The sequence below is a fragment of the Micromonospora olivasterospora genome (genome assembly GCF_007830265.1).
Taxonomy (GTDB): Bacteria; Actinomycetota; Actinomycetes; order Mycobacteriales; family Micromonosporaceae; genus Micromonospora; species Micromonospora olivasterospora.
Map to the genome: position 1 here is coordinate 6,868,524 of NZ_VLKE01000001.1, position 18,858 is coordinate 6,887,381.

At 73.8% G+C, this 18,858-nt stretch carries 14 protein-coding genes and 2 pseudogenes; all 16 read right to left on the minus strand.

Annotated features, from left to right (window positions below; translation table 11 throughout):
* Position 1: 1 nt before the first annotated feature.
* Positions 2 to 562 (minus strand): peptide deformylase, encoded by a 561-nt coding sequence (gene def / locus JD77_RS30890; RefSeq protein ID WP_145777297.1) that lies wholly within the window; start codon positions 560 to 562, stop codon positions 2 to 4.
* Positions 563 to 665: 103 nt separating this feature from the next.
* Positions 666 to 1,649 (minus strand): AAA family ATPase, encoded by a 984-nt coding sequence (locus JD77_RS30895; RefSeq protein ID WP_145777298.1) that lies wholly within the window; start codon positions 1,647 to 1,649, stop codon positions 666 to 668.
* 207 nt (positions 1,650 to 1,856) lie between these two features.
* Positions 1,857 to 3,760: pseudogene (locus JD77_RS30900) on the minus strand (primosomal protein N').
* A gap of 65 nt (positions 3,761 to 3,825) precedes the next feature.
* Positions 3,826 to 5,019 (minus strand): methionine adenosyltransferase, encoded by a 1,194-nt coding sequence (gene metK / locus JD77_RS30905; RefSeq protein ID WP_145777299.1) that lies wholly within the window; start codon positions 5,017 to 5,019, stop codon positions 3,826 to 3,828.
* A gap of 71 nt (positions 5,020 to 5,090) precedes the next feature.
* On the minus strand, positions 5,091 to 6,314 hold the full coding sequence (gene coaBC, locus JD77_RS30910) for a bifunctional phosphopantothenoylcysteine decarboxylase/phosphopantothenate--cysteine ligase CoaBC (RefSeq protein ID WP_145777300.1): 1,224 nt from the start codon (positions 6,312 to 6,314) through the stop codon (positions 5,091 to 5,093).
* Between the two features lie 15 nt (positions 6,315 to 6,329).
* The gene (gene rpoZ, locus JD77_RS30915) at positions 6,330 to 6,596 is read right to left on the minus strand and encodes a DNA-directed RNA polymerase subunit omega (RefSeq protein WP_013285517.1); all 267 of its coding nucleotides are present in this window, start codon (positions 6,594 to 6,596) and stop codon (positions 6,330 to 6,332) included.
* A 117-nt stretch (positions 6,597 to 6,713) separates the two neighbouring features.
* Positions 6,714 to 7,246: pseudogene (locus JD77_RS30920) on the minus strand (guanylate kinase).
* Between the two features lie 50 nt (positions 7,247 to 7,296).
* Entirely contained in the window at positions 7,297 to 7,614 is a 318-nt protein-coding gene (gene mihF, locus JD77_RS30925) for an integration host factor, actinobacterial type (protein WP_145777301.1), read from the minus strand.
* A 175-nt stretch (positions 7,615 to 7,789) separates the two neighbouring features.
* The gene (gene pyrF / locus JD77_RS30930) at positions 7,790 to 8,629 is read right to left on the minus strand and encodes an orotidine-5'-phosphate decarboxylase (RefSeq protein WP_145777302.1); all 840 of its coding nucleotides are present in this window, start codon (positions 8,627 to 8,629) and stop codon (positions 7,790 to 7,792) included.
* Positions 8,630 to 8,695: 66 nt separating this feature from the next.
* A complete protein-coding gene (locus JD77_RS30935) occupies positions 8,696 to 9,970 on the minus strand; it encodes an adenosylmethionine--8-amino-7-oxononanoate transaminase (protein ID WP_145777303.1) in 1,275 nt (424 codons plus the stop codon).
* Positions 9,971 to 10,089: 119 nt separating this feature from the next.
* Entirely contained in the window at positions 10,090 to 11,100 is a 1,011-nt protein-coding gene (locus tag JD77_RS30940) for a quinone-dependent dihydroorotate dehydrogenase (protein WP_145777304.1), read from the minus strand.
* Positions 11,101 to 11,200: 100 nt separating this feature from the next.
* Positions 11,201 to 14,617: a carbamoyl-phosphate synthase large subunit gene (gene carB / locus JD77_RS30945; protein WP_145777305.1), complete on the minus strand. Its 3,417-nt coding sequence runs from the start codon at positions 14,615 to 14,617 to the stop codon at positions 11,201 to 11,203.
* Complete coding sequence (gene carA / locus JD77_RS30950) at positions 14,610 to 15,815, minus strand: glutamine-hydrolyzing carbamoyl-phosphate synthase small subunit (protein WP_145777306.1); 1,206 nt, start codon at positions 15,813 to 15,815, stop codon at positions 14,610 to 14,612. Before carA ends, carB begins: the two co-directional genes overlap by 8 nt.
* Positions 15,812 to 17,089: a dihydroorotase gene (locus JD77_RS30955; protein WP_145777307.1), complete on the minus strand. Its 1,278-nt coding sequence runs from the start codon at positions 17,087 to 17,089 to the stop codon at positions 15,812 to 15,814. Before JD77_RS30955 ends, carA begins: the two co-directional genes overlap by 4 nt.
* Complete coding sequence (locus tag JD77_RS30960) at positions 17,086 to 18,012, minus strand: aspartate carbamoyltransferase catalytic subunit (protein WP_145777308.1); 927 nt, start codon at positions 18,010 to 18,012, stop codon at positions 17,086 to 17,088. The genes JD77_RS30955 and JD77_RS30960 overlap by 4 nt, the downstream gene beginning before the upstream one ends.
* Positions 18,009 to 18,593: a bifunctional pyr operon transcriptional regulator/uracil phosphoribosyltransferase PyrR gene (pyrR, locus tag JD77_RS30965; RefSeq protein ID WP_145777309.1), complete on the minus strand. Its 585-nt coding sequence runs from the start codon at positions 18,591 to 18,593 to the stop codon at positions 18,009 to 18,011. Before pyrR ends, JD77_RS30960 begins: the two co-directional genes overlap by 4 nt.
* Positions 18,594 to 18,858: the final 265 nt, after the last annotated feature.

Here is an 18,858-nt window from a genome sequence, read left to right on the forward strand (position 1 = left end):
GTCACCGGCCCAGGCCGAAGGGGCTGCCGGAGGCGTGCGGGTTGAGCTTGACGGTCGGCGGGGCGGCCGGGTCGTACCACTCCGCCTGGCGGATCGCCTTCATCGCCTCCTTGCGGCCGGCAGGGTCGAGCCGGTCGACGAAGAGCACCCCGTCGAGGTGGTCGGTCTCGTGCTGCACGCAGCGGGCCATCAGCCCGGTGCCGACGATCTGCACCGGGTCGCCGTAGCCGTTGAAGCCCTTGGCGATCACGTTCTGCCGGCGCTTCGTGTCGAAGTAGAGGCCCGGGATGGACAGGCAGCCCTCCGGGCCGTCCTGCTCCTCGGAGTCCGGGAACTCCAGCACCGGGTTGACCAGGTGGCCGAGCACGTCGTCGACGTCGAAGGCGAACACCCGCAGGCCCACGCCGAGCTGGGGCGCGGCGAGGCCGGCGCCGTTCTGCTCGCGCATCGTGTCGGTCAGGTCGGCGATGAGCTTGCGCAGCTCGGCGTCGAAGTCGACCACCGGGTCGGCCGGGGTGCGCAGCACCGGATCGCCGAACAGACGGATGGGCTGGACGGTCACGCGGGGTGGCTCCTTCGGCTGGGTGGGCGTGTCACAGTGGCCGGGCCCAGTCTACGGAGCGGCCGGAGCGGCCCCGGCCGGCGTACGGCGATCGGGTGGCGCCTCAGGCGCCCGGGGCGGGGTCACCGGCGAGCACGGCGTCCCCGGCGAGCAGGCAGTGCTCCGGCAGCGGCAGCTGGATCCCGTGCGCCGCCTCCCAGTCGTAGACGGTGCTGGGCCGGACCTGGGCGGCGAAGTAGTCCACCGCGCTCATCCCGCCGACCACCGGCTCGTCGGCCTCGGCGACCAGCCGGGCCGGGATCATCGAAAAGCCGTTCTGGATGGCCGCGCTGAGTCGGCGGTGGCCGTCGACGACGTAGAAGTACCGCCCCGTGTAGCCGATCGTCAGCGGCTCCAGCGCCTCGTCCCCGCCCCTGGCGACGTCCCCGACGAACTCGGAGTCCCACAGCCCGCGCAGGGCCCCGACCTCCTCGGTCGGGTAGACCCGGGTCGGGTCGAGCAGCAGCAGCGGCGGACCCTCGCGGAGCACGTCGGCGCCGAGGCGGCCCTCGTACGCGTCGATGATGTGCTTGATCACCTGCTCGGCGTTGGCCCGGGTGGTGTCGCAGATCAGGTCGTAGTTGCGCAGCCGGGCCTTGTCGACGCCGTAGCGGACGATGAACCGGCCCCGCTCGCTCTCGCTGCGCTCGTGCAGCTTGACCTTCGCCTCCTCCAGCGAGGTGTAGCTCTCGGCCGGCCCGGACGGGCGGGCCAGCACCCGGCGGGCCGCCTCGGTCGGCTCGGTGATCATGTGCACCTTGAGCGCGTCGGTGAAGAAGTGCCAGGCCAGCCGCGAATCCATGACCAGGCGCTCGCCGGAGGCGGCGATGTCCTGCTGGAGCTGGTCGACGTACCCGTCGACGGCCTGGTCGAGCTCGGCGTGCAGGTTGAGCTGGAGCGCGGTCATCTGCCGCTCCTGCGCCATCTGGCGGTAGAGGTCGCCGACGCTGACCCGGCGCAGCCCCAGCCGCTTGGCGATCTCGACGGAGACGGTGCTCTTGCCGCTGCCGAGGTCACCGTTGAAGACGATCGACTGACGAAGGGTCACGACTGGTCCACCCCTGCTCACCGGCTGACTGACATCATCGAACGGCGCTACCCGCCGTGGTCGCGCGATCCTGCGGCGGCTCCGGCTCGGCGCGCCTGGCGCCGCGCCGCGACCTGAGCCGTCGTACGCCCCGGCATGACGGGCGATGCTATCACGGTACCCAACACGGATCGTGACGACGCCCGGAACACGCGCCGGGGACGACCCTCAGAACATGCTCAACGGGTCGACCTGGAGACGCACCGGGTCGGCCGCCTTGCGGGCGGCGCGGACCCCGGCGGCGACGTGCAACGCCCCGGCGAGCGCCGCCGCCCGGGCCCGGGGCACCCGGACCAGCATCCGCTCCCGGTCGCCGTCGGCGGGGACGGGACCGAGCACCTCGGCCCCCTCGGGCAGCCGGGCCTCGGCCAGCAGGTCGGCCACCGCGTCGGCGGGGCCGGTGACGCTGGCCATCCGCACCGCGGGCGGAAAGCCCAGCTCGCGCCGCTCGGCCAGCTCCCGGGCGGCGAACCAGGCGGCGTCCCAGCGCAGCAGCGCCTGCACCGGGGCGAGCGCGCCGTCGGCGACCACCACCACCCGGCCGCCGGCCGCGGCGGGCCGGGCCAGCGCGGCGGCGGCCAGCCAGCGCCGCAGCGCCTCCTCCCCGGCCCGCAGGTCGGCCCGGGTGAGCAGGGCCCAGGAGTCGAGCAGCAGGACCGCGCCGTAGCCGCCCTCGGCGATCGGCTCGGCCCCCGGCGTGGCCACGACGAGCCCGGCCCCGCCGGGCACGGTGGTCAGCACCTCCTCCCGGCCGGAGGTCCGCACCGGCACGCCGGGGAAGGCCCGGCCCAGCTCCTCGGCGGTGCGGCGGGCCCCGGTGACCGCGGCGCGCAGCCGCCGCCCCCCGCACTCCGGACAGGCGTACGCGGCGGCCACCCGCCCGCACCAGCGGCAGGTGGGCGGGCCGTCGGCCGAGGGCAGGGCCAGCGGGCCGGCGCAGTGCGGGCAGCGCGCCGGGGCGCGGCAGTCGGCGCAGGAGACCGAGGGCAGGTAGCCGCGGCGGGGCACCTGCACCAGCACCGGGGCGTCGGCGCGGACCGCGTCCCGGGCGGCGGCCCAGGCCAGGCTGGGCAGCCGGGCGGTCGCGGCGCCGGGGTCCCGCGCCAGTTGCGGGTCGTCGCCGGTCGGCGCGATGGCCGGGGTACGCGCCCGCAGGGTGGCCCGGTCGGCCACCACCTCCCGGGCCCAGCCGGTCTCCACCAGCAGCTGCGCCTCGGCGCTGCGGGCGTACCCGCCGACGAGGGCCGCCGCGTTCGCGAGCTGGGCGCGGGTGAGCAGCACCTCGCGGGCGTGCGGGTAGGGGGCGCGCGGCTCGGCGTGCAGGTCGTCGCCGTCGTCGACGATGGCGACGAGGCCGAGCCGGTGGACCGGGGCGAACATCGCGGCGCGGGTGCCGGCCACCACGGCGACGTCGCCGCGGCGGGCGGCCAGGAACGCGCGGTACCGGCGGGCCGGGCCGGCCGCGGCGGCGAGGGTGACGTGCCGCCCGGGGCCGAGCGCGGCGGTCAGCGCCGCGTCGAGGCGGTCGAGGTCCCGGGCGTCGGGCACCACGACCACCGCGCCGCGGCCGCCGGCCACGGTGGCGGCGACCGCCTCGGCGTACCGGGCGGGCCAGTCCTCGCCGGGCAGCGCGGACCAGACCGCCCGGGCGGGGCGGCCGTCGGTCAGGGCACGCAGGAAGGCCGGCCCCGCGGGGTACGCGCGCCACCCGGCCGCCTCCGGGGGGTCGAGGGGGCCGGGGGCGACGCGGGGGCGTGGGGTTCCTTCTCCACCCGGGCGTGCCGGGGCGGCACGGCCAGCCGGAGCACGTCGGCGAGGCTGCCGGCGTACCGGTCGGCGACGGCCCGGGCGAGTCGGGCGATCTCCGGGGCGAGCACGGGCTCCGGCGAGACCACCTTCTCCAGGTACGCCAGGCGGCCGGTGTGCCCCGAGTCGTCGGCCCGCTCCAGCAGCCAGCCGTCGACGAGCTGGCCGGCGAAGCGCACCTTGACCCGGACGCCGGACGCGGCGACGGCGTCCAGCTCGGCGGGGACCAGGTAGTCGAAGGGGCGGTCCAGGTGTGCCAGCGGCACGTCGACGCAGACACGAGCGACCGGCGACCCGTCCGCGGGCCGCCGGTCGCTACGCCTGGTGCCGGTCAGGCTCCCGCAGCCGACTTGAGGTCGGCGGCCCGGTCGGTGCTCTCCCAGGTCAGGTCGGACAGTTCCCGGCCGAAGTGGCCGTACGCCGCGGTCTGCCGGTAGATCGGGCGGAGCAGGTTGAGGTCGCGGATGATGGCGGCCGGACGCAGGTCGAAGACCTCGGTGACGGCCTTCTCGATCGAGGCGACCGGCACGGTCTCGGTGCCGAACGTCTCGATGAACAGGCTCACCGGGTGGGCCTTGCCGATCGCGTACGCGACCTGCGCCTCGCAGCGCTCGGCCAGGCCGGCGGCGACCACGTTCTTGGCCACCCAGCGCATCGCGTACGCGGCCGACCGGTCCACCTTGGACGGGTCCTTGCCGGAGAACGCGCCGCCGCCGTGCCGGGCGTACCCGCCGTAGGTGTCGACGATGATCTTCCGGCCGGTGAGACCCGCGTCACCCATCGGGCCGCCGATCTCGAACCGCCCCGTCGGGTTGACCAGCAGCCGGTAGCCGTCGGTGTCGAGGCCGAGGCTCTCCAGCTCCGGAGCGATGACGTGGTCGCGCACGTCCGGGGTGAGCAGCGACTCCAGCGAGATGTCGGCCGCGTGCTGGCTGGACACGACGACCGTGTTCAGCCGGACCGGGCGCAGCCCCTCGTACTCGATGGTGACCTGGGTCTTGCCGTCCGGGCGCAGGTACGGGATCGTGCCGTCCTTGCGTACGGCGGTCAGCCGGCGGGCCAGCCGGTGCGCGAGGGCGATCGGCAGCGGCATCAGCTCCGGCGTCTCGGAGCAGGCGAAGCCGAACATCATGCCCTGGTCGCCGGCGCCCTGCGCGTCCAGCGCGCTCTCCGACGTCCCGGTACGCAGCTCCATCGCGTTGTCGACGCCCTGGGCGATGTCCGGGGACTGGGCGCCGATGGAGACGCTGACGCCGCAGGACGCCCCGTCGAAGCCCTTCTTCGAGGAGTCGTACCCGATGTCGAGGATCGTCTCCCGGACGATGGTCGGGATGTCTGCGTACGCCTTGGTGGTCACCTCACCGGCGACGTGCACCTGGCCCGTGGTGATCAGGGTCTCGACGGCCACGCGACTGTGCGGGTCCTGGGTGAGCAAAGCGTCGAGAATGCCGTCGCTGATCTGGTCTGCAATCTTGTCCGGGTGGCCTTCCGTGACCGATTCGGACGTGAAGAGGCGGCGTGTCACGGCACTCCTAAGTTATGGAAAAGTCGTTCCGCGGAATTGTAGTCACCCATACTCGCGAAGAACATGATCCGTCAGGTTGGAGTCACCGATCGGGCAGTGCCTGCCAGGCGCGGCACCACGAAATCCCAGACGCCGTCCGCCAGGTCCTCTTTGGACTGTTCCGGCATGACCTGCACCGAGCCGTCCGCGCCGATGACGGTCGCCGCGTTGGTCTCGGCGCCGAAGACCTTGTCCGGCCCGACCTCGTTGACGACGATGAGGTCCGCCCGCTTGCGGGCGAGCTTGGCCCGGCCGTTGGCCTCGGCGTCACCGGTCTCGGCGGCGAACACCACCAGCACCTGGTCCGGCCGACGCCGCTGGCCGAGTTCGGCGGCGATGTCCGGGTTGGTGACGAGATCAATCGTAGGCGGCTCGGCATCCGATTTCTTGATTTTCGCCGGGGCGTAACTGGCCGGGCGGAAATCGGCGGGCGCCGCCGCCATCACCACCACGTCCGCCCCGTCCGCCGCGGCGAGCGTGGCCGTACGCAGCTCCGCGGTGGTGCCGACCCGGACCAGGTCGAGCCCGGCCGGGTCGGGGAGCGACACGTTGGCGGAGATCAGGGTCACCCGGGCGCCCCGGGCGACGGCCGTGCGGGCGAAGGCGTAGCCCTGCTTGCCCGAGGAGCGGTTGCCGAGGAAGCGCACCGGGTCCAGCGGCTCGCGGGTGCCGCCGGCGGTCACGACCACGTGCCGGCCGGCCAGGTCGGCGGGCGCGTGGAGGCCCCGGGCGAGGGCCCGCCGGGCGACGGCGAAGATCTCCGCCGGGTCGGGCAGCCGGCCCTTGCCCGTGTCGGCGCCGGTGAGCCGGCCGACGGCCGGCTCGATCACCCGGACGCCCCGGGAGCGCAGCGTGGCCACGTTGGCCACCGTGGCCGGGTGCTCCCACATCTCGGTGTGCATCGCCGGGGCGAGCAGCACCGGGCACCGGGCGGTGAGCAGGGTGTTGGTGAGCAGGTCGTCGGCGAGGCCGTGGGCGGCCTTGGCGAGCAGGTCGGCGGTGGCGGGGGCGACCACGACCAGGTCGGCCCGCTGGCCGAGCCGGACGTGCGGCACCTCGTGCACGCCGGACCAGACGTCGTCGGCCACCGGCTGGCCGGACAGGGCGGCCCAGGTCGGCGCCCCGACGAAGCGGAGCGCCGACGCCGTCGGCACGACGCGGACCCGGTGGCCCGACTCGGTGAACAGCCGCAGCAGCTCACACGCCTTGTAGGCGGCGATGCCGCCGCCGACCCCGAGGACGATCTCGGCGGACATCGACGCGCGGCGGGGTTACGGCTGGTCGGTCGGCTCGGCCGTGAGCAGACCCGCGTTGATCTCGCGCATGGCGATGGAGAGGGGCTTCTCCTGGGGGGTGGTCTCCACGAGCGGGCCCACATACTCCAGCAGGCCCTCGCCGAGCTGGCTGTAGTAGGCGTTGACCTGGCGGGCACGCTTGGCGGCGAAGATCACCAGGGCGTACTTCGACGTCGTCTTCTCGAGGAGCTCGTCGATCGGCGGGTTGGTGATGCCCTCGGGGTTGGTCGCGATGGATCCCACGGAATAACCTCTGCGTCTCTTCACCGCGCGGACGCGGTGATTCGGGCAACCGCGGCCGCGGTTGGGTGGTCTGGCAACCGCGTCGGCGTGATCGAGCCGTCTCTCAACTGAGCCGTCTCAACCGGTCGGGCGCGGTTGGGCCGGAGCCAGGAAGGAAGAACCGAACAAGCCTACCAGCTCGTCCACCGCCCGGCCGGTCAGGTCGTGCGTCACGAGATGGTCCGCCGCCGCCGCGACGGCCGGGCCGGCCGCCAGCCCGGCGGGGCGAGCAGGACCAGCCGGGCGTCCGGCCACGCCGCCCGCAGGGCGAGCGCACCGGGCAGGTCGAGCGGGAGCAGCACCGGCTGGCCGGCGGCGAGCCGGCACCGCACGGGCCGGGCGGGCGTGCCGCGCCGGTACGGCCCGGTCCGGGCCCACTCCAGCAGCTCCCCGGCGGCGGCGAGGCGGTCGAACTCCGCCGGGTCGAGGAAGCACCGGTCGACGCCGTCCACCTCGCCGGCGCGGCGCGCCCGGGTGGTGGCCGGCACCGGCGTCCAGACCGACGGAAGGCGCGCCCGGAACAGCTCGACGACACGGTCCGCGCCGGCCCCCGAAGGGCCGGCCAGGACGGTGAGCCGAGCCGCCGGGCGCGCCTCGTCATCCGTGCTCACGGCTCGTTTCTACACGCCTGCCGTGGCCAGGTGGCGGCGAACCGCCGCGGTCAGTTGGCGCTGAACTCGCCGAGCAGGGCCTTCCGCTGCTGCTCGCCCAGACCGCGCAGCCGGCGGCTGTCGGCGATCTTCAGCTTCTCCATGATCTGGGTCGCCCGGATCTTGCCGATGCCCGGCATCGCCTGGAGGACGGCCGAAACCTTGAGCTTGCCGACGACATCATCGGCCTCCGCCCGCTCGAGAACGGCGGCGAGGGTGGTCTTGCCCTGCTTGAGCTGCTCCTTCAGCTCGGCACGGGCCTTGCGGATCTCCGCAGCCTTTTCGAGCGCAGCAGCACGCTGCTCGGGGGTCAGTGACGGGAGGGGCACCAGTTCTCCTCAGGTCCCTATCGCGACGGGCGGGACGCCACGCCGCATCTGTGAAACGTGGTGTCGCCGGAAACCAAAGGGGTCCGTGGTTCCCAGCGCGGGGAAAACTAGCGGTCGCGCGCGCATTCGGCAACGTGGGCACGCGGCGGACACGGCAAAGTGACCGAGCCGCGACTCAGTCAGGGGCGCCGAGGGCGGCTCGGCAGTCGGTCAGGACCCGATCCGCGGCGGCCCGCAGCGCGGCCGCGTCCGGGCCGGCGTGCAGCACCTCGCGCGAATACGACGGCAGCACCCACGGCAGGCTGGAGCCGAAGACGGTACGCAGGTCGGCCGCCGTCGCGCCCTGCGCGCCGAGCCCCGGGGCGAGCAGCGGACCGCGCACGGCGGAGAGGTCGTGGCCGGTGTCGCCGACGGTCGCCCCGACCACCAGACCGTAGCTGCCGAGCGGCTCCGCGTCGCGGTTGAGCTGGGCAATCTGGTCGATCACGGCCTGCGCGACGGTGCGCCCGTCGGGCGTGCGGGCCCGCTGCACCGCCGCTCCCTCGGGGTTGGAGGTCAGCGCCAGGACGAACACCCCGCCACCGTGCGCGGCGGCGAGCTCGAACATCGGGGCGAGCGACCCTACTCCCAGGTAGGGGCTCACCGTCACCGCATCGACATACAGGGGACTGGATGGGTCAAGGTACGCCGACGCGTAGGCGGCGACGGTCGATCCGATGTCGCCGCGTTTGACGTCGAGCAGCACGAGTGCGCCGGCATTCCGTAACTGTCGGATAGTTGACTCAAGCACGGCGAGCCCCCGTGACCCGAAGCGCTCGAAGAAAGCCGACTGCGGCTTCACCACCGCCACCCGGTCGCCGAGCGCCTCCACGACGGTGCCGCTGAACCGCTCCAGCCCCGCCACGTCGTCCGACAGCCCCCAGCGGGTCAACAGCCCCGGGTGCGGGTCGATGCCCACGCACAGCGGCCCCCGCCGCGCCACCGCCTCGTGCAACCGGCTTCCGAAGCTCTCCATCCGGCTCTCCCTCTCTCGATGTCCCCGCGGTGCGGCCGCGCCGTCACCGCCTCCCCCGGGCGGGGGTCAACCCACCGCCACCGCGGCGGCGATCCCGGCCGCGATCCGGGCCACGTCGGCGTCGTCGGCGACGTACGGCGGCATGGTGTAGACCAGGTCGCGGAACGGCCGCAGCCAGACCCCCTGCTCCACGGCGGCGGCGGTCGCCTTGGCCAGGTCCACCTCGTGGTCGAGCTGCACCACGCCGATCGCCCCGAGCACCCGTACGTCGGCCACGCCCGGCGCGCCCCGCAGCGGCTCCAGGCCGGCCCGCAGGCCCGCTCCCACCCTCGACACCTCGGCGGCCCAGTCCCCGGCCCGCAGCAGCCCGATGGAGGCGTTCGCGACGGCGCACGCCAACGGGTTGCCCATGAACGTCGGCCCGTGCGCGAGCACCCCGTCGCGGGAGATGCCCTCGGCGACCTCCGGGGTGCACAGCGCGGCGGCCAGGGTCAGGTAGCCGCCGGTGAGCGCCTTGCCGACGCAGAGCACGTCCGGGCTCACACCGGCGTGTTCGGCGGCGAACATCGTCCCGGTGCGGCCGAAGCCCGTGGCGATCTCGTCGAACACCAGCAGCACCCCGTGGGCGCGGGTCACCTCGCGCAGCACGCGCAGGTACTCCGGGTGGTGGAAGCGCATGCCGCCGGCGCCCTGGACCACCGGCTCCACGATCACCGCGGCCAGTTCGTCGGCGTGCCGCTCCACCGCGTCGACCAGCGCCGCCACGTACGCCGGGTCGGGCGGGGTGTCGAACCCGCCCGGCGGGACGGGCGCGAAGACCTGCCGGGGCAGCACGTCGCCCCACAGGTGGTGCATGCCGCCCTCCGGGTCGCAGACGCTCATCGGGTGGAACGTGTCGCCGTGGTAGCCGCCCCGCCAGGTGCCCAGCCGGCGGCGCCCCGGCCGCCCGACGGCCCGCTGGTACTGCAGGCACATCTTGATCGCGACCTCCACGCTGACCGAGCCGGAGTCGCAGAGGAAGACCCGCTCCAGCCCCTCCGGGGCCAGCTCGACCAGCGTGCTCGCCAGCCGCACGGCCGGCTCGTGGGTGAGCCCGCCGAACATCACGTGGCTCATCCGGCCGAGCTGGTCGGTGACCGCCGCGTCCAGCACCGGGTGCCGGTAGCCGTGGATCGCCGCCCACCAGGACGACATCCCGTCCACCAGCTCCCGCCCGTCGGCCAGCCGCAGCCGTACGCCCCGGGCGCTCTCGACGACGTACGGCGGCACGGCGGGCGGCAGCGCCGCATACGGATGCCAAACATGCCGCCGATCCCCCGCCAAAACCTCCTCACCCCTCACCTGCCCCCCTCCCTCTCACGCCCCCAACCCCCGCGATCTTGCAGTTGTGGCCCCTGTTACGTCCGGTTTGCTACATAGGTCGGGGCGGAAAGTGCAAGATCGCGGGGAACCTGGGGAGGTCACCGGGCCGCGCGGGCGGCCGACCGGACCAGGGCCGGGCCCCGGTAGATGAATCCCGTGTAGAGCTGGACCAGGGCGGCGCCGGCGTCGAACATCCGGGCCGCGTCGTCCGGGTCGACGATGCCGCCGACGCCGATCACCGGCAGCCGGCCGCCGGTCTCCCGGTGCACGAAGGCGACCACCTCCCGGGCCCGTCCCGCCAGGGGACGGCCGGACAGGCCGCCGGCCTCCGCGCCCCGCGCCCGGTCGCCCGGGGCGAGCCCGTCCCGGCCGAGGGTGGTGTTGGTCGCGATCACCCCGGCCGCGCCCCGGTCGAGGCAGACCTCCAGCAGCTCGGCGATCGCCGGCTCGGTCAGGTCCGGCGCGATCTTCACCAGCACCGGCTTCTCCCCCACGAGCGCCCCGAGCAGGGCGTCCAGGTGGGAGCGGTCCTGAAGCGACCGCAGGCCCGGGGTGTTCGGCGAGGAGACGTTGACGGCGAAGTAGTCGCCGTGCGCCCGCAGCGCCCGGTACGAGGCGCGGTAGTCCTCCACCGCCTCGTCCAGCGGGGTCACCTTGGACTTGCCGAGCGAGATCCCCAGTGGAGCCCCGAGCGGCCGGGGCAGCGCCGCCAGCCGGGCGGCGAGCGCCTCGGCGCCGGCGTTGTTGAACCCCATCCGGTTGACCACGGCCTCGCTGTCGCGCAGCCGGAACAGCCGGGGCCGCGGGTTGCCCGGCTGGGCGCGCGCGGTGACCGTGCCGACCTCGACGAAGCCGAAGCCGAGCGCCGGCCACGCCGGCAGCGCCAGCCCGTCCTTGTCCATCCCGGCGGCCAGCCCCACCGGATTCGGGAACTCGACCCCGAACACCGTGCGCGGCGCCCGCACGAGGTACCGGGCCCGCAGCGCGGCGAGCGCGGCCGGCCGCCGGGACAGCGTGGCGAGCCGCCGCAGCGTCCACTCGTGCGCCGCCTCCGCGTCCCCACCCCCGACCCGGAACAGGTACGGCCGCACGACCCGCTCGAAGATCACGCCGCGCCTCCCGGTCGAACCCCGGTGATCATGGAGTTGACGGCGGGGTGGATCTCCGAAACCGCCGCCAACTCCATGATCGACGCGTCGGGGCCGCCCGTCACCGGGGGGCCCGCAGGGCCGCGTGCAGGTCCTGGAGCGGACGGACGCGCATGTCGCCGCGGATGCGCGCCTCGATGCCCATGACCGCCGCCGCCGCGCCCGGGACCGTGGTGATGCAGGGGATGTCCGCCGTGACGGCCGCGCTGCGGATCTCGTACCCGTCGGAGCGGGCGCTCGCGCCGGAACCCTGCGGGGTGTTCACCACCAGGGCCACGTCGCCGCCGAGGATCAGCGACACGGCGTCCTCGCCCTCGCCGGCCTCGTAGTGCTTGCGGATCTGCTCGCAGGCGATGCCGTGCCGGCGCAGCACCTCCGCGGTGCCGGTCGTCGCGACGATCTCGAAGCCCAGGTCGGCCAGGCGCTTGATCGGGAAGATCATGCCGCGCTTGTCGCGGTTGGCGACCGAGACGAAGATCTTCCCGGCGGTCGGCAGCGACCCGTACGCCGCCGACTGCGACTTGGCGAAGGCGTGCCCGAAGTTGGTGTCGATGCCCATCACCTCGCCGGTGGACTTCATCTCCGGCCCGAGCAGCGAGTCGATGCCCTTGCCGGACGGCGTGCGGAACCGCTTGAACGGCAGCACCGCCTCCTTGACCGCGATCGGCGCGTCCTCGGGCATGGTGCCGCCGTCGCCCGTCGGGGGCAGCAGGCCCTCAGCGCGCAGTTCGGCGATGGTGGCGCCGAGCGCGATCCGGGCCGCCGCCTTCGCCAGGGGCACCGCCGTGGCCTTCGAGACGAACGGCACGGTACGCGACGCCCGCGGGTTCGCCTCCAGCACGTACAGCACGTCGTCCTTGAGGGCGTACTGCACGTTGAGCAGGCCGCGCACCCCGACGCCCCGGGCGATCGCCTCGGTGTAGCGGCGCACCTGGGCCAGGTGCGAGCCCGCGAGGGTGATCGGCGGCAGCGCGCAGGACGAGTCGCCGGAGTGGATGCCGGCCTCCTCGATGTGCTCCATCACGCCGCCGAGGTAGACCTCGCCGTCGGCGTCGCAGAGCGCGTCCACGTCGATCTCGATGGCGTCGTCGAGGAACCGGTCGACCAGCACGGGGTGGTCCGGGGAGATGTCGGTGGCCCGGCCGATGTAGTCGCGCAGCGTCGGGTCGTCGTAGACGATCTCCATGCCGCGCCCGCCGAGCACGTACGACGGGCGGACCAGCACGGGGTAGCCGATCTCGTCGGCGATCGCCTTCGCCTCCTCGTACGAGGTGGCCAGGCCGTGCGCCGGGGCCCGCAGCCCGGCCTTCGCCAGCACCGCCTCGAACGCGCCCCGCTCCTCGGCCAGGTGGATCGACTCCGGGGACGTGCCGACCACCGGCACGCCGGCGCTCTTCAGCCGCCGCGCCAGGCCCAGCGGGGTCTGCCCGCCGAGCTGCACGATCACCCCGACCACGCCCGGCCCGCCGGCCGCCTTCCCCGACGAGTCCTCGGCGTGCCAGACCTCCAGCACGTCCTCGAACGTCAGCGGCTCGAAGTAGAGCCGGTCGGCGGTGTCGTAGTCCGTGGAGACGGTCTCCGGGTTGCAGTTGACCATCACGGTCTCGTAGCCGCCGCCTTCGGCGCCGGAACGGCCGCCGCCTCCGGCGCCGGAACCGGACGCAGCGGCTGCGCCGACGGGCGCGCTGCGCAGCGCCATTACGGCGTGCACGCACGAGTAGTCGAACTCGATGCCCTGCCCGATCCGGTTCGGCCCGGAGCCCAGGATGATCACCTTCGGCCGGTCCGACGGCGCGACCTCGGTCTCCTGCTCGTACGTCGAGTAGTGGTACGGCGTGGTCGCCTCGAACTCGGCCGCGCAGGTGTCCACCGTCTTGTACACCGGCCGGATGCCGAGCCGGTGCCGCAGGGTGCGTACGCCGTCCTCGGCGGCCAGCTCGGGGCGCAGCGCGGCCAACTGCCGGTCGGACAGGCCGGCCCGCTTGGCGCGGCGCAGCAGGTCGGCGTCGAGCACCGGGGCGGCCACGATCTCGGCGCGCAGCTCGACCAGGGCGGCGATCTGGTCGAGGAACCACGGATCCATCCCGCCGGACGCGGCGGCGACCTCGGCGACGGACGCGCCGAGGCGCAGCGCCCGCTCGACGGTGTAGAGCCGGCCGTCGTGCGGCATCCGCAGCGCGGCGAGGGTGTTCTCCTTCGTCGCGCCCGCCGGGTCGGGCTGGGTCCAGAACCCGCCGCCCTTGGTCTCCATCGAGCGCATCGCCTTGTTCAGCGCCTCGGTGAAGTTGCGCCCGAGGCTCATCGCCTCGCCGACCGACTTCATCGTGGTGGTCAGCTCCGGGTCGGCGCCGGGGAACTTCTCGAACGCGAACCGGGGGATCTTCACCACCACGTAGTCGAGGGTCGGCTCGAACGCGGCCGGGGTCTTCAGCGTGATGTCGTTGGGGATCTCGTCCAGGGTGTAGCCGATGGCCAGCTTCGCGGCGATCTTGGCGATCGGGAAGCCGGTGGCCTTCGAGGCCAGCGCCGAGGAACGGGACACCCGCGGGTTCATCTCGATCACGACGATCCGGCCGTCGGCCGGGTTCACCGCGAACTGGATGTTGCAGCCGCCGGTGTCCACCCCGACCTCGCGCAGCACGGCGATGCCCAGGTCACGCAGCCGCTGGTACTCGCGGTCGGTGAGCGTCATGGCCGGGGCGACGGTGACGCTGTCGCCGGTGTGCACGCCCATCGGGTCGACGTTCTCGATCGAGCAGACCACCACCACGTTGTCGTGGCGGTCGCGCATCAGCTCGAGCTCGTACTCCTTCCAGCCGAGCACGCTCTCCTCGATGAGCACCTCGTGCACCGGGCTGGCGGCCAGGCCGGCCCCGGCGATCCGCTCCAGGTCCCCGTCCGTGTGCGCCATGCCGGAGCCGAGGCCGCCCATGGTGAACGACGGCCGGATCACCACCGGCAGGCCCAGCTCGGCGACGGTCGCCCGGACCTCGTCCATCGAGTGGCAGACCCGCGAGCGCGGCACCAGCGACGCCGGGTCCGCGACGCCGAGGCGGGCGCCGGCGGCGGCCACGATGTCCTTGAACAGCTGCCGGTCCTCGCCGCGGTTGATGGCGTCGATGTTGGCGCCGATCAGCTCCACGCCGTACTTCTCCAGCACGCCGGCCTCGTGCAGGGCGACCGCCGTGTTCAGCGCGGTCTGCCCGCCCAGGGTGGGCAGCAGGGCGTCGGGGCGCTCGCGGGCGATGACCAGCTCGACGAACTCCGGGGTGATCGGCTCGACGTACGTGGCGTCGGCGAACTCCGGGTCCGTCATGATCGTCGCCGGGTTGGAGTTGACCAGGCTGACCCGGATCCCCTCGCTGCGCAGCACCCGGCAGGCCTGGGTGCCGGAGTAGTCGAACTCGCAGGCCTGCCCGATCACGATCGGCCCGGAGCCGATCACCAGGATGTGCTTGAGATCGGTCCGCTTAGGCATTCTTGCCGCCCTCACTGTTGTTCCGGTCGAGGCCACGGCCCTCGCTCCGCTTCCGGTCGAGGCCACCGCCCTCGATCAGCTCGGCGAAACGGTCGAACAGGTAGTCCGCGTCGTGCGGGCCGGCCGCCGCCTCGGGGTGGTACTGGACGGTGAAGGCGGGCACGTCCCTGGCCCGCAGCCCCTCGACCACGTTGTCATTGAGGCAGACGTGCGACACCTGGACACCGCCGAACTCGGTGTCGATCACCTGGTCGGGTACGACGGCGCCGGCCCCCGCGCCCGGTACCTGCACCGCGAAGCCGTGGTTGTGGCTGGTCACCTCGACCTTGCCGGTGACCCGGTCGAGCACCGGCTGGTTGATGCCCCGGTGGCCGTACCCGAGCTTGTAGGTGCCGAAGCCGAGCGCGCGGCCGAGGATCTGGCTGCCGAAGCAGATGCCGAACAGCGGCACCCGGCGGCGCAGCACCTCCCGGGCGAGGGCGACCGGACCGTCCGCGGTGGCCGGGTCGCCCGGCCCGGGCGAGAGGAACACCGCGTCCGCGCCGGTGGCGAGCAGGTCGTCGATGGTCGACGAGGCGGGCAGCACGTGGGTGGTGACGCCGCGCTCGGCGAGCCGGCGCGGCACGTTGCGCTTGATGCCCAGGTCCAGCGCGGCGACGGTGAACCGGTGCGCGCCGCGCGCCTGCACCACGTACGGCTGCGGGGTGGTCACCTCGGCGGAGAGGTCCGCGCCCACCATCCCCGGCGACCGGCGCACCCGCTCGAGGAGGGCGCTCGGGTCGTCCTCGACGCTGGAGACGCCGACCCGCATGGCGCCGCGCTCGCGCAGGTGCCGGGTCAGCGCCCGGGTGTCCACGCCGCTGATGCCGACCACGCCCTCGGCGGCGAGCCGCTCCTCCAGCCCGCCGGTGGCCCGCCAGTTCGAGCCGATCCGGGCGGGGTCGCGCACCACGTACCCGGCGACCCAGATCCGGCCGGACTCGTCGTCCTCGCCGTTCACGCCGGTGTTGCCGATGTGCGGCGCCGTCTGCACGACCACCTGCCGGTGGTACGACGGGTCGGTCAGCGTCTCCTGGTAGCCGGTCATGCCGGTGTTGAACACCGCCTCGCCGAACGTCTCCCCGATGCTGCCGTACGCCTCGCCGTGGAAGGTCCGGCCGTCCTCCAGCACGAGGATCGCGGAACGTCTGCGACTCACTTAACTGCCTTTCCGTCGAGAACCGTCGGCTCGCCGCGCAGGAAGGTCGCCACGATGCGACCTGGCAGCGTCATGCGGGCGTACGGGGTGTTGCGACTGCGGCTGGCCAGGTCCGCCGGTTCGATCACGCGGCGGGCGGCCGGGTCCACCAGGGTCAGGTTGGCCGGCACACCGGGCGCCGGGTCCAGGCCGTGCGAGTCGAGCCCGGCGATGCGGGCCGGGGCGCGGGACATCCGCTCGGCGATCAGGTCCCACTGCGGGCCGAGCACGTCCAGGGCGATCGACAGCGCCGTCTCCAGCCCCAGCATGCCCGGCCGGGCGTACGCCCACTCGCACTCCTTGTCCTCCACGGCGTGCGGGGCGTGGTCGGTGGCGACGACGTCGATCACGCCGTCGGCCAGCGCGGCGCGCAGGGCGGCGACGTCGGCGGCGGTGCGCAGCGGCGGGTTGACCTTGTACACCGGGTCGTAGGTCTCCGCCTTGGCGTCGGTGAGCAGCAGGTGGTGCGGGGTGACCTCGGCGGTCACCCGCACCCCGCGCGCCTTGGCGTGCCGCAGCACCTCCACGCTGCCGGCGGTGGAGACGTGGCAGACGTGCAGCCGGCTGCCGACGTGCTCGGCCAGCAGCACGTCGCGGGCGATGATCGCCTCCTCGGCGACCGCCGGCCAGCCGGTGAGCCCGAGCCGGGTGGAGACCTCTCCCTCGTGCATCTGCGCGCCCTCGGTGAGCCGGGGCTCCTCGGCGTGCTGGGCGATGATCCCGTCGAACGCCTTGACGTACTCCAGCGCCCGGCGCATCAGCCTCGGGTCGGCGACGCAGTGCCCGTCGTCGGAGAAGATCCGCACCCGGGCGGCCGAGTCGGCCATCGCGCCCAGCTCGGCCAGCCGCTCGCCGGCCAGGCCGACGGTGACCGCGCCGATCGGCTGCACGTCGACCAGCCCGGCCTCCCGGCCGAGCCGCCAGACCTGCTCGACCACGCCCGCCGTGTCGGCGACGGGCGAGGTGTTGGCCATCGCGCAGACCGCCGTGTAGCCGCCGAGGGCCGCGGCCCGGGAGCCGGACTCGACGGTCTCGGCGTCCTCCCGGCCCGGCTCGCGCAGGTGGGTGTGCAGGTCGACCAGGCCGGGCAGGGCCACCAGCCCGGTGCCGTCGAGCACGGTGGCGTCCGGCGCGGTCGGCCCCGCGCCGGTCTCCGCCACCACGCCGTCGCGGATCAGCAGGTCGGTCGGCGCGGCGCCGACGACGCTCACGTTGGTGATCAGGTACGCGGTCACAGGTTGTTCCCCCCGAGCAGCAGGTAGAGGACGGCCATCCGCACGGAGACCCCGTTGGCGACCTGTTCGACGATGGTGGAGCGGGGCGAGTCGGCGACCTCGGTCGTGATCTCCATTCCCCGGTTCATCGGCCCCGGATGCATGACGATGGCGTGCTCCGGCAGCCGCCGCATGCGCGGCCCGTCGAGCCCGTAGCGGCGGGCGTACTCGCGGGCGGAGGGGAAGTAGGAGTCGCCCATCCGCTCCCGCTGCACCCGCAGCATCATCACCACGTCCACACCAGGAAGAACGGTGTCGAGGTCGTAGGAGACGTCGGTGCCGGGCGCGAGCGCCGCCGCGATGTCCACCGGGATCAGCGTCGGTGGGCCGACCAGGGTCACCTTCGCGCCGAGGGTGGACAGCAGCAGCACGTTCGAGCGGGCCACCCGCGAGTGGAGCACGTCCCCGACCACCGCGACGTGCAGGCCGGCGAGCCGCCCCAGCCGGGAGCGCATCGTGTACGCGTCGAGCAGCGCCTGGGTGGGGTGCTCGTGGGTGCCGTCGCCGGCGTTGACCACCGACCCGTCCACCCAGTTGGCGAGCCGGTGCGGGGCCCCGGAGGCGGGGTGCCGGACGACCACCGCGTCGGCGCCCATCGCCTGGAGGGTGAGCGCCGTGTCCTTCAGGCTCTCGCCCTTGGCCACGCTCGAGCCCTTGGCCGAAAAGTTGATCACGTCGGCGCTGAGCCGCTTGGCCGCCGCCTCGAAGGAGATCCGGGTGCGGGTGGAGTCCTCGTAGAAGAGGTTCACCACGGTCCGGCCGCGCAGCGCGGGCAGCTTCTTGACCTCGCGGCCGGCGACGGTGGCCATCTCGGCCGCGGTGTCCAGGATCTGGGTGGCGGTGGCGGCGTCCAGATCGGCGCCGGAGAGCAGGTGCCGGATCATGAGATGGTCTCCCCGTACAGCCGGACCTCGTCGGCGCCGTCGGTCTCGGCGAGGGTGACCCGGACGCTCTCCGCGAGTGAGGTCGGGATGTTCTTGCCGACGTAGTCGGCGCGGATCGGCAGTTGGCGGTGGCCGCGGTCGACCAGCACGGCGAGCTGCACCGAGGCGGGGCGGCCGAGGTCGCTGAGCGCGTCGAGGGCGGCCCGGACCGTACGGCCGGAGAAGAGCACGTCGTCGACGAGGACGACCCGCTTGCCGTCGATTCCGCCCGCCGGGAGCTGGGTCGGGCCGACCGCCCGGGTGCCCTGCCGGTGCAGGTCGTCGCGGTAGAGGGTGATGTCGAGCACACCGGCCGGGACCGTGACGGTCTCGAAGGCGCTGATCCGGCCGGCGAGCCGCCGCGCCAGGGGCGCGCCCCGGGTGGGGATGCCGAGCAGCACGGTGTCGGCGGCGCCCTGGGTCTTCTCCAGGATCTGGTGGGCGATGCGGTCCACCACGCGCGAGACGTCCGCTGCGGTGAGGATCACCTTCACCGAGGGTTGTCGCGGTGGCGACGAGTGGGCAGCCGGTGGGTAGGCCACGGCGGACCTCCTTCCCCGCCTCACGGGACGGGTCGTTAAAGGACGTCTGGCACCTCCGGCGGGCCGCGAGGGCGGCCGACCGGGGCTCCACGCCACGTTACCAGCGGTCACGGGGCCCGCCGACGCCGGCACTGACCCCTGGATCAGGGTGTCGAAACGGGATAACCCACCCAGCGCCTGCCAACGGTAGGGTCACGACCACTTGACCACGTGTCGCAATCCCCGTACCGTCACGCTCCGTAGCGAAAACTGGGGAGAACCCCGA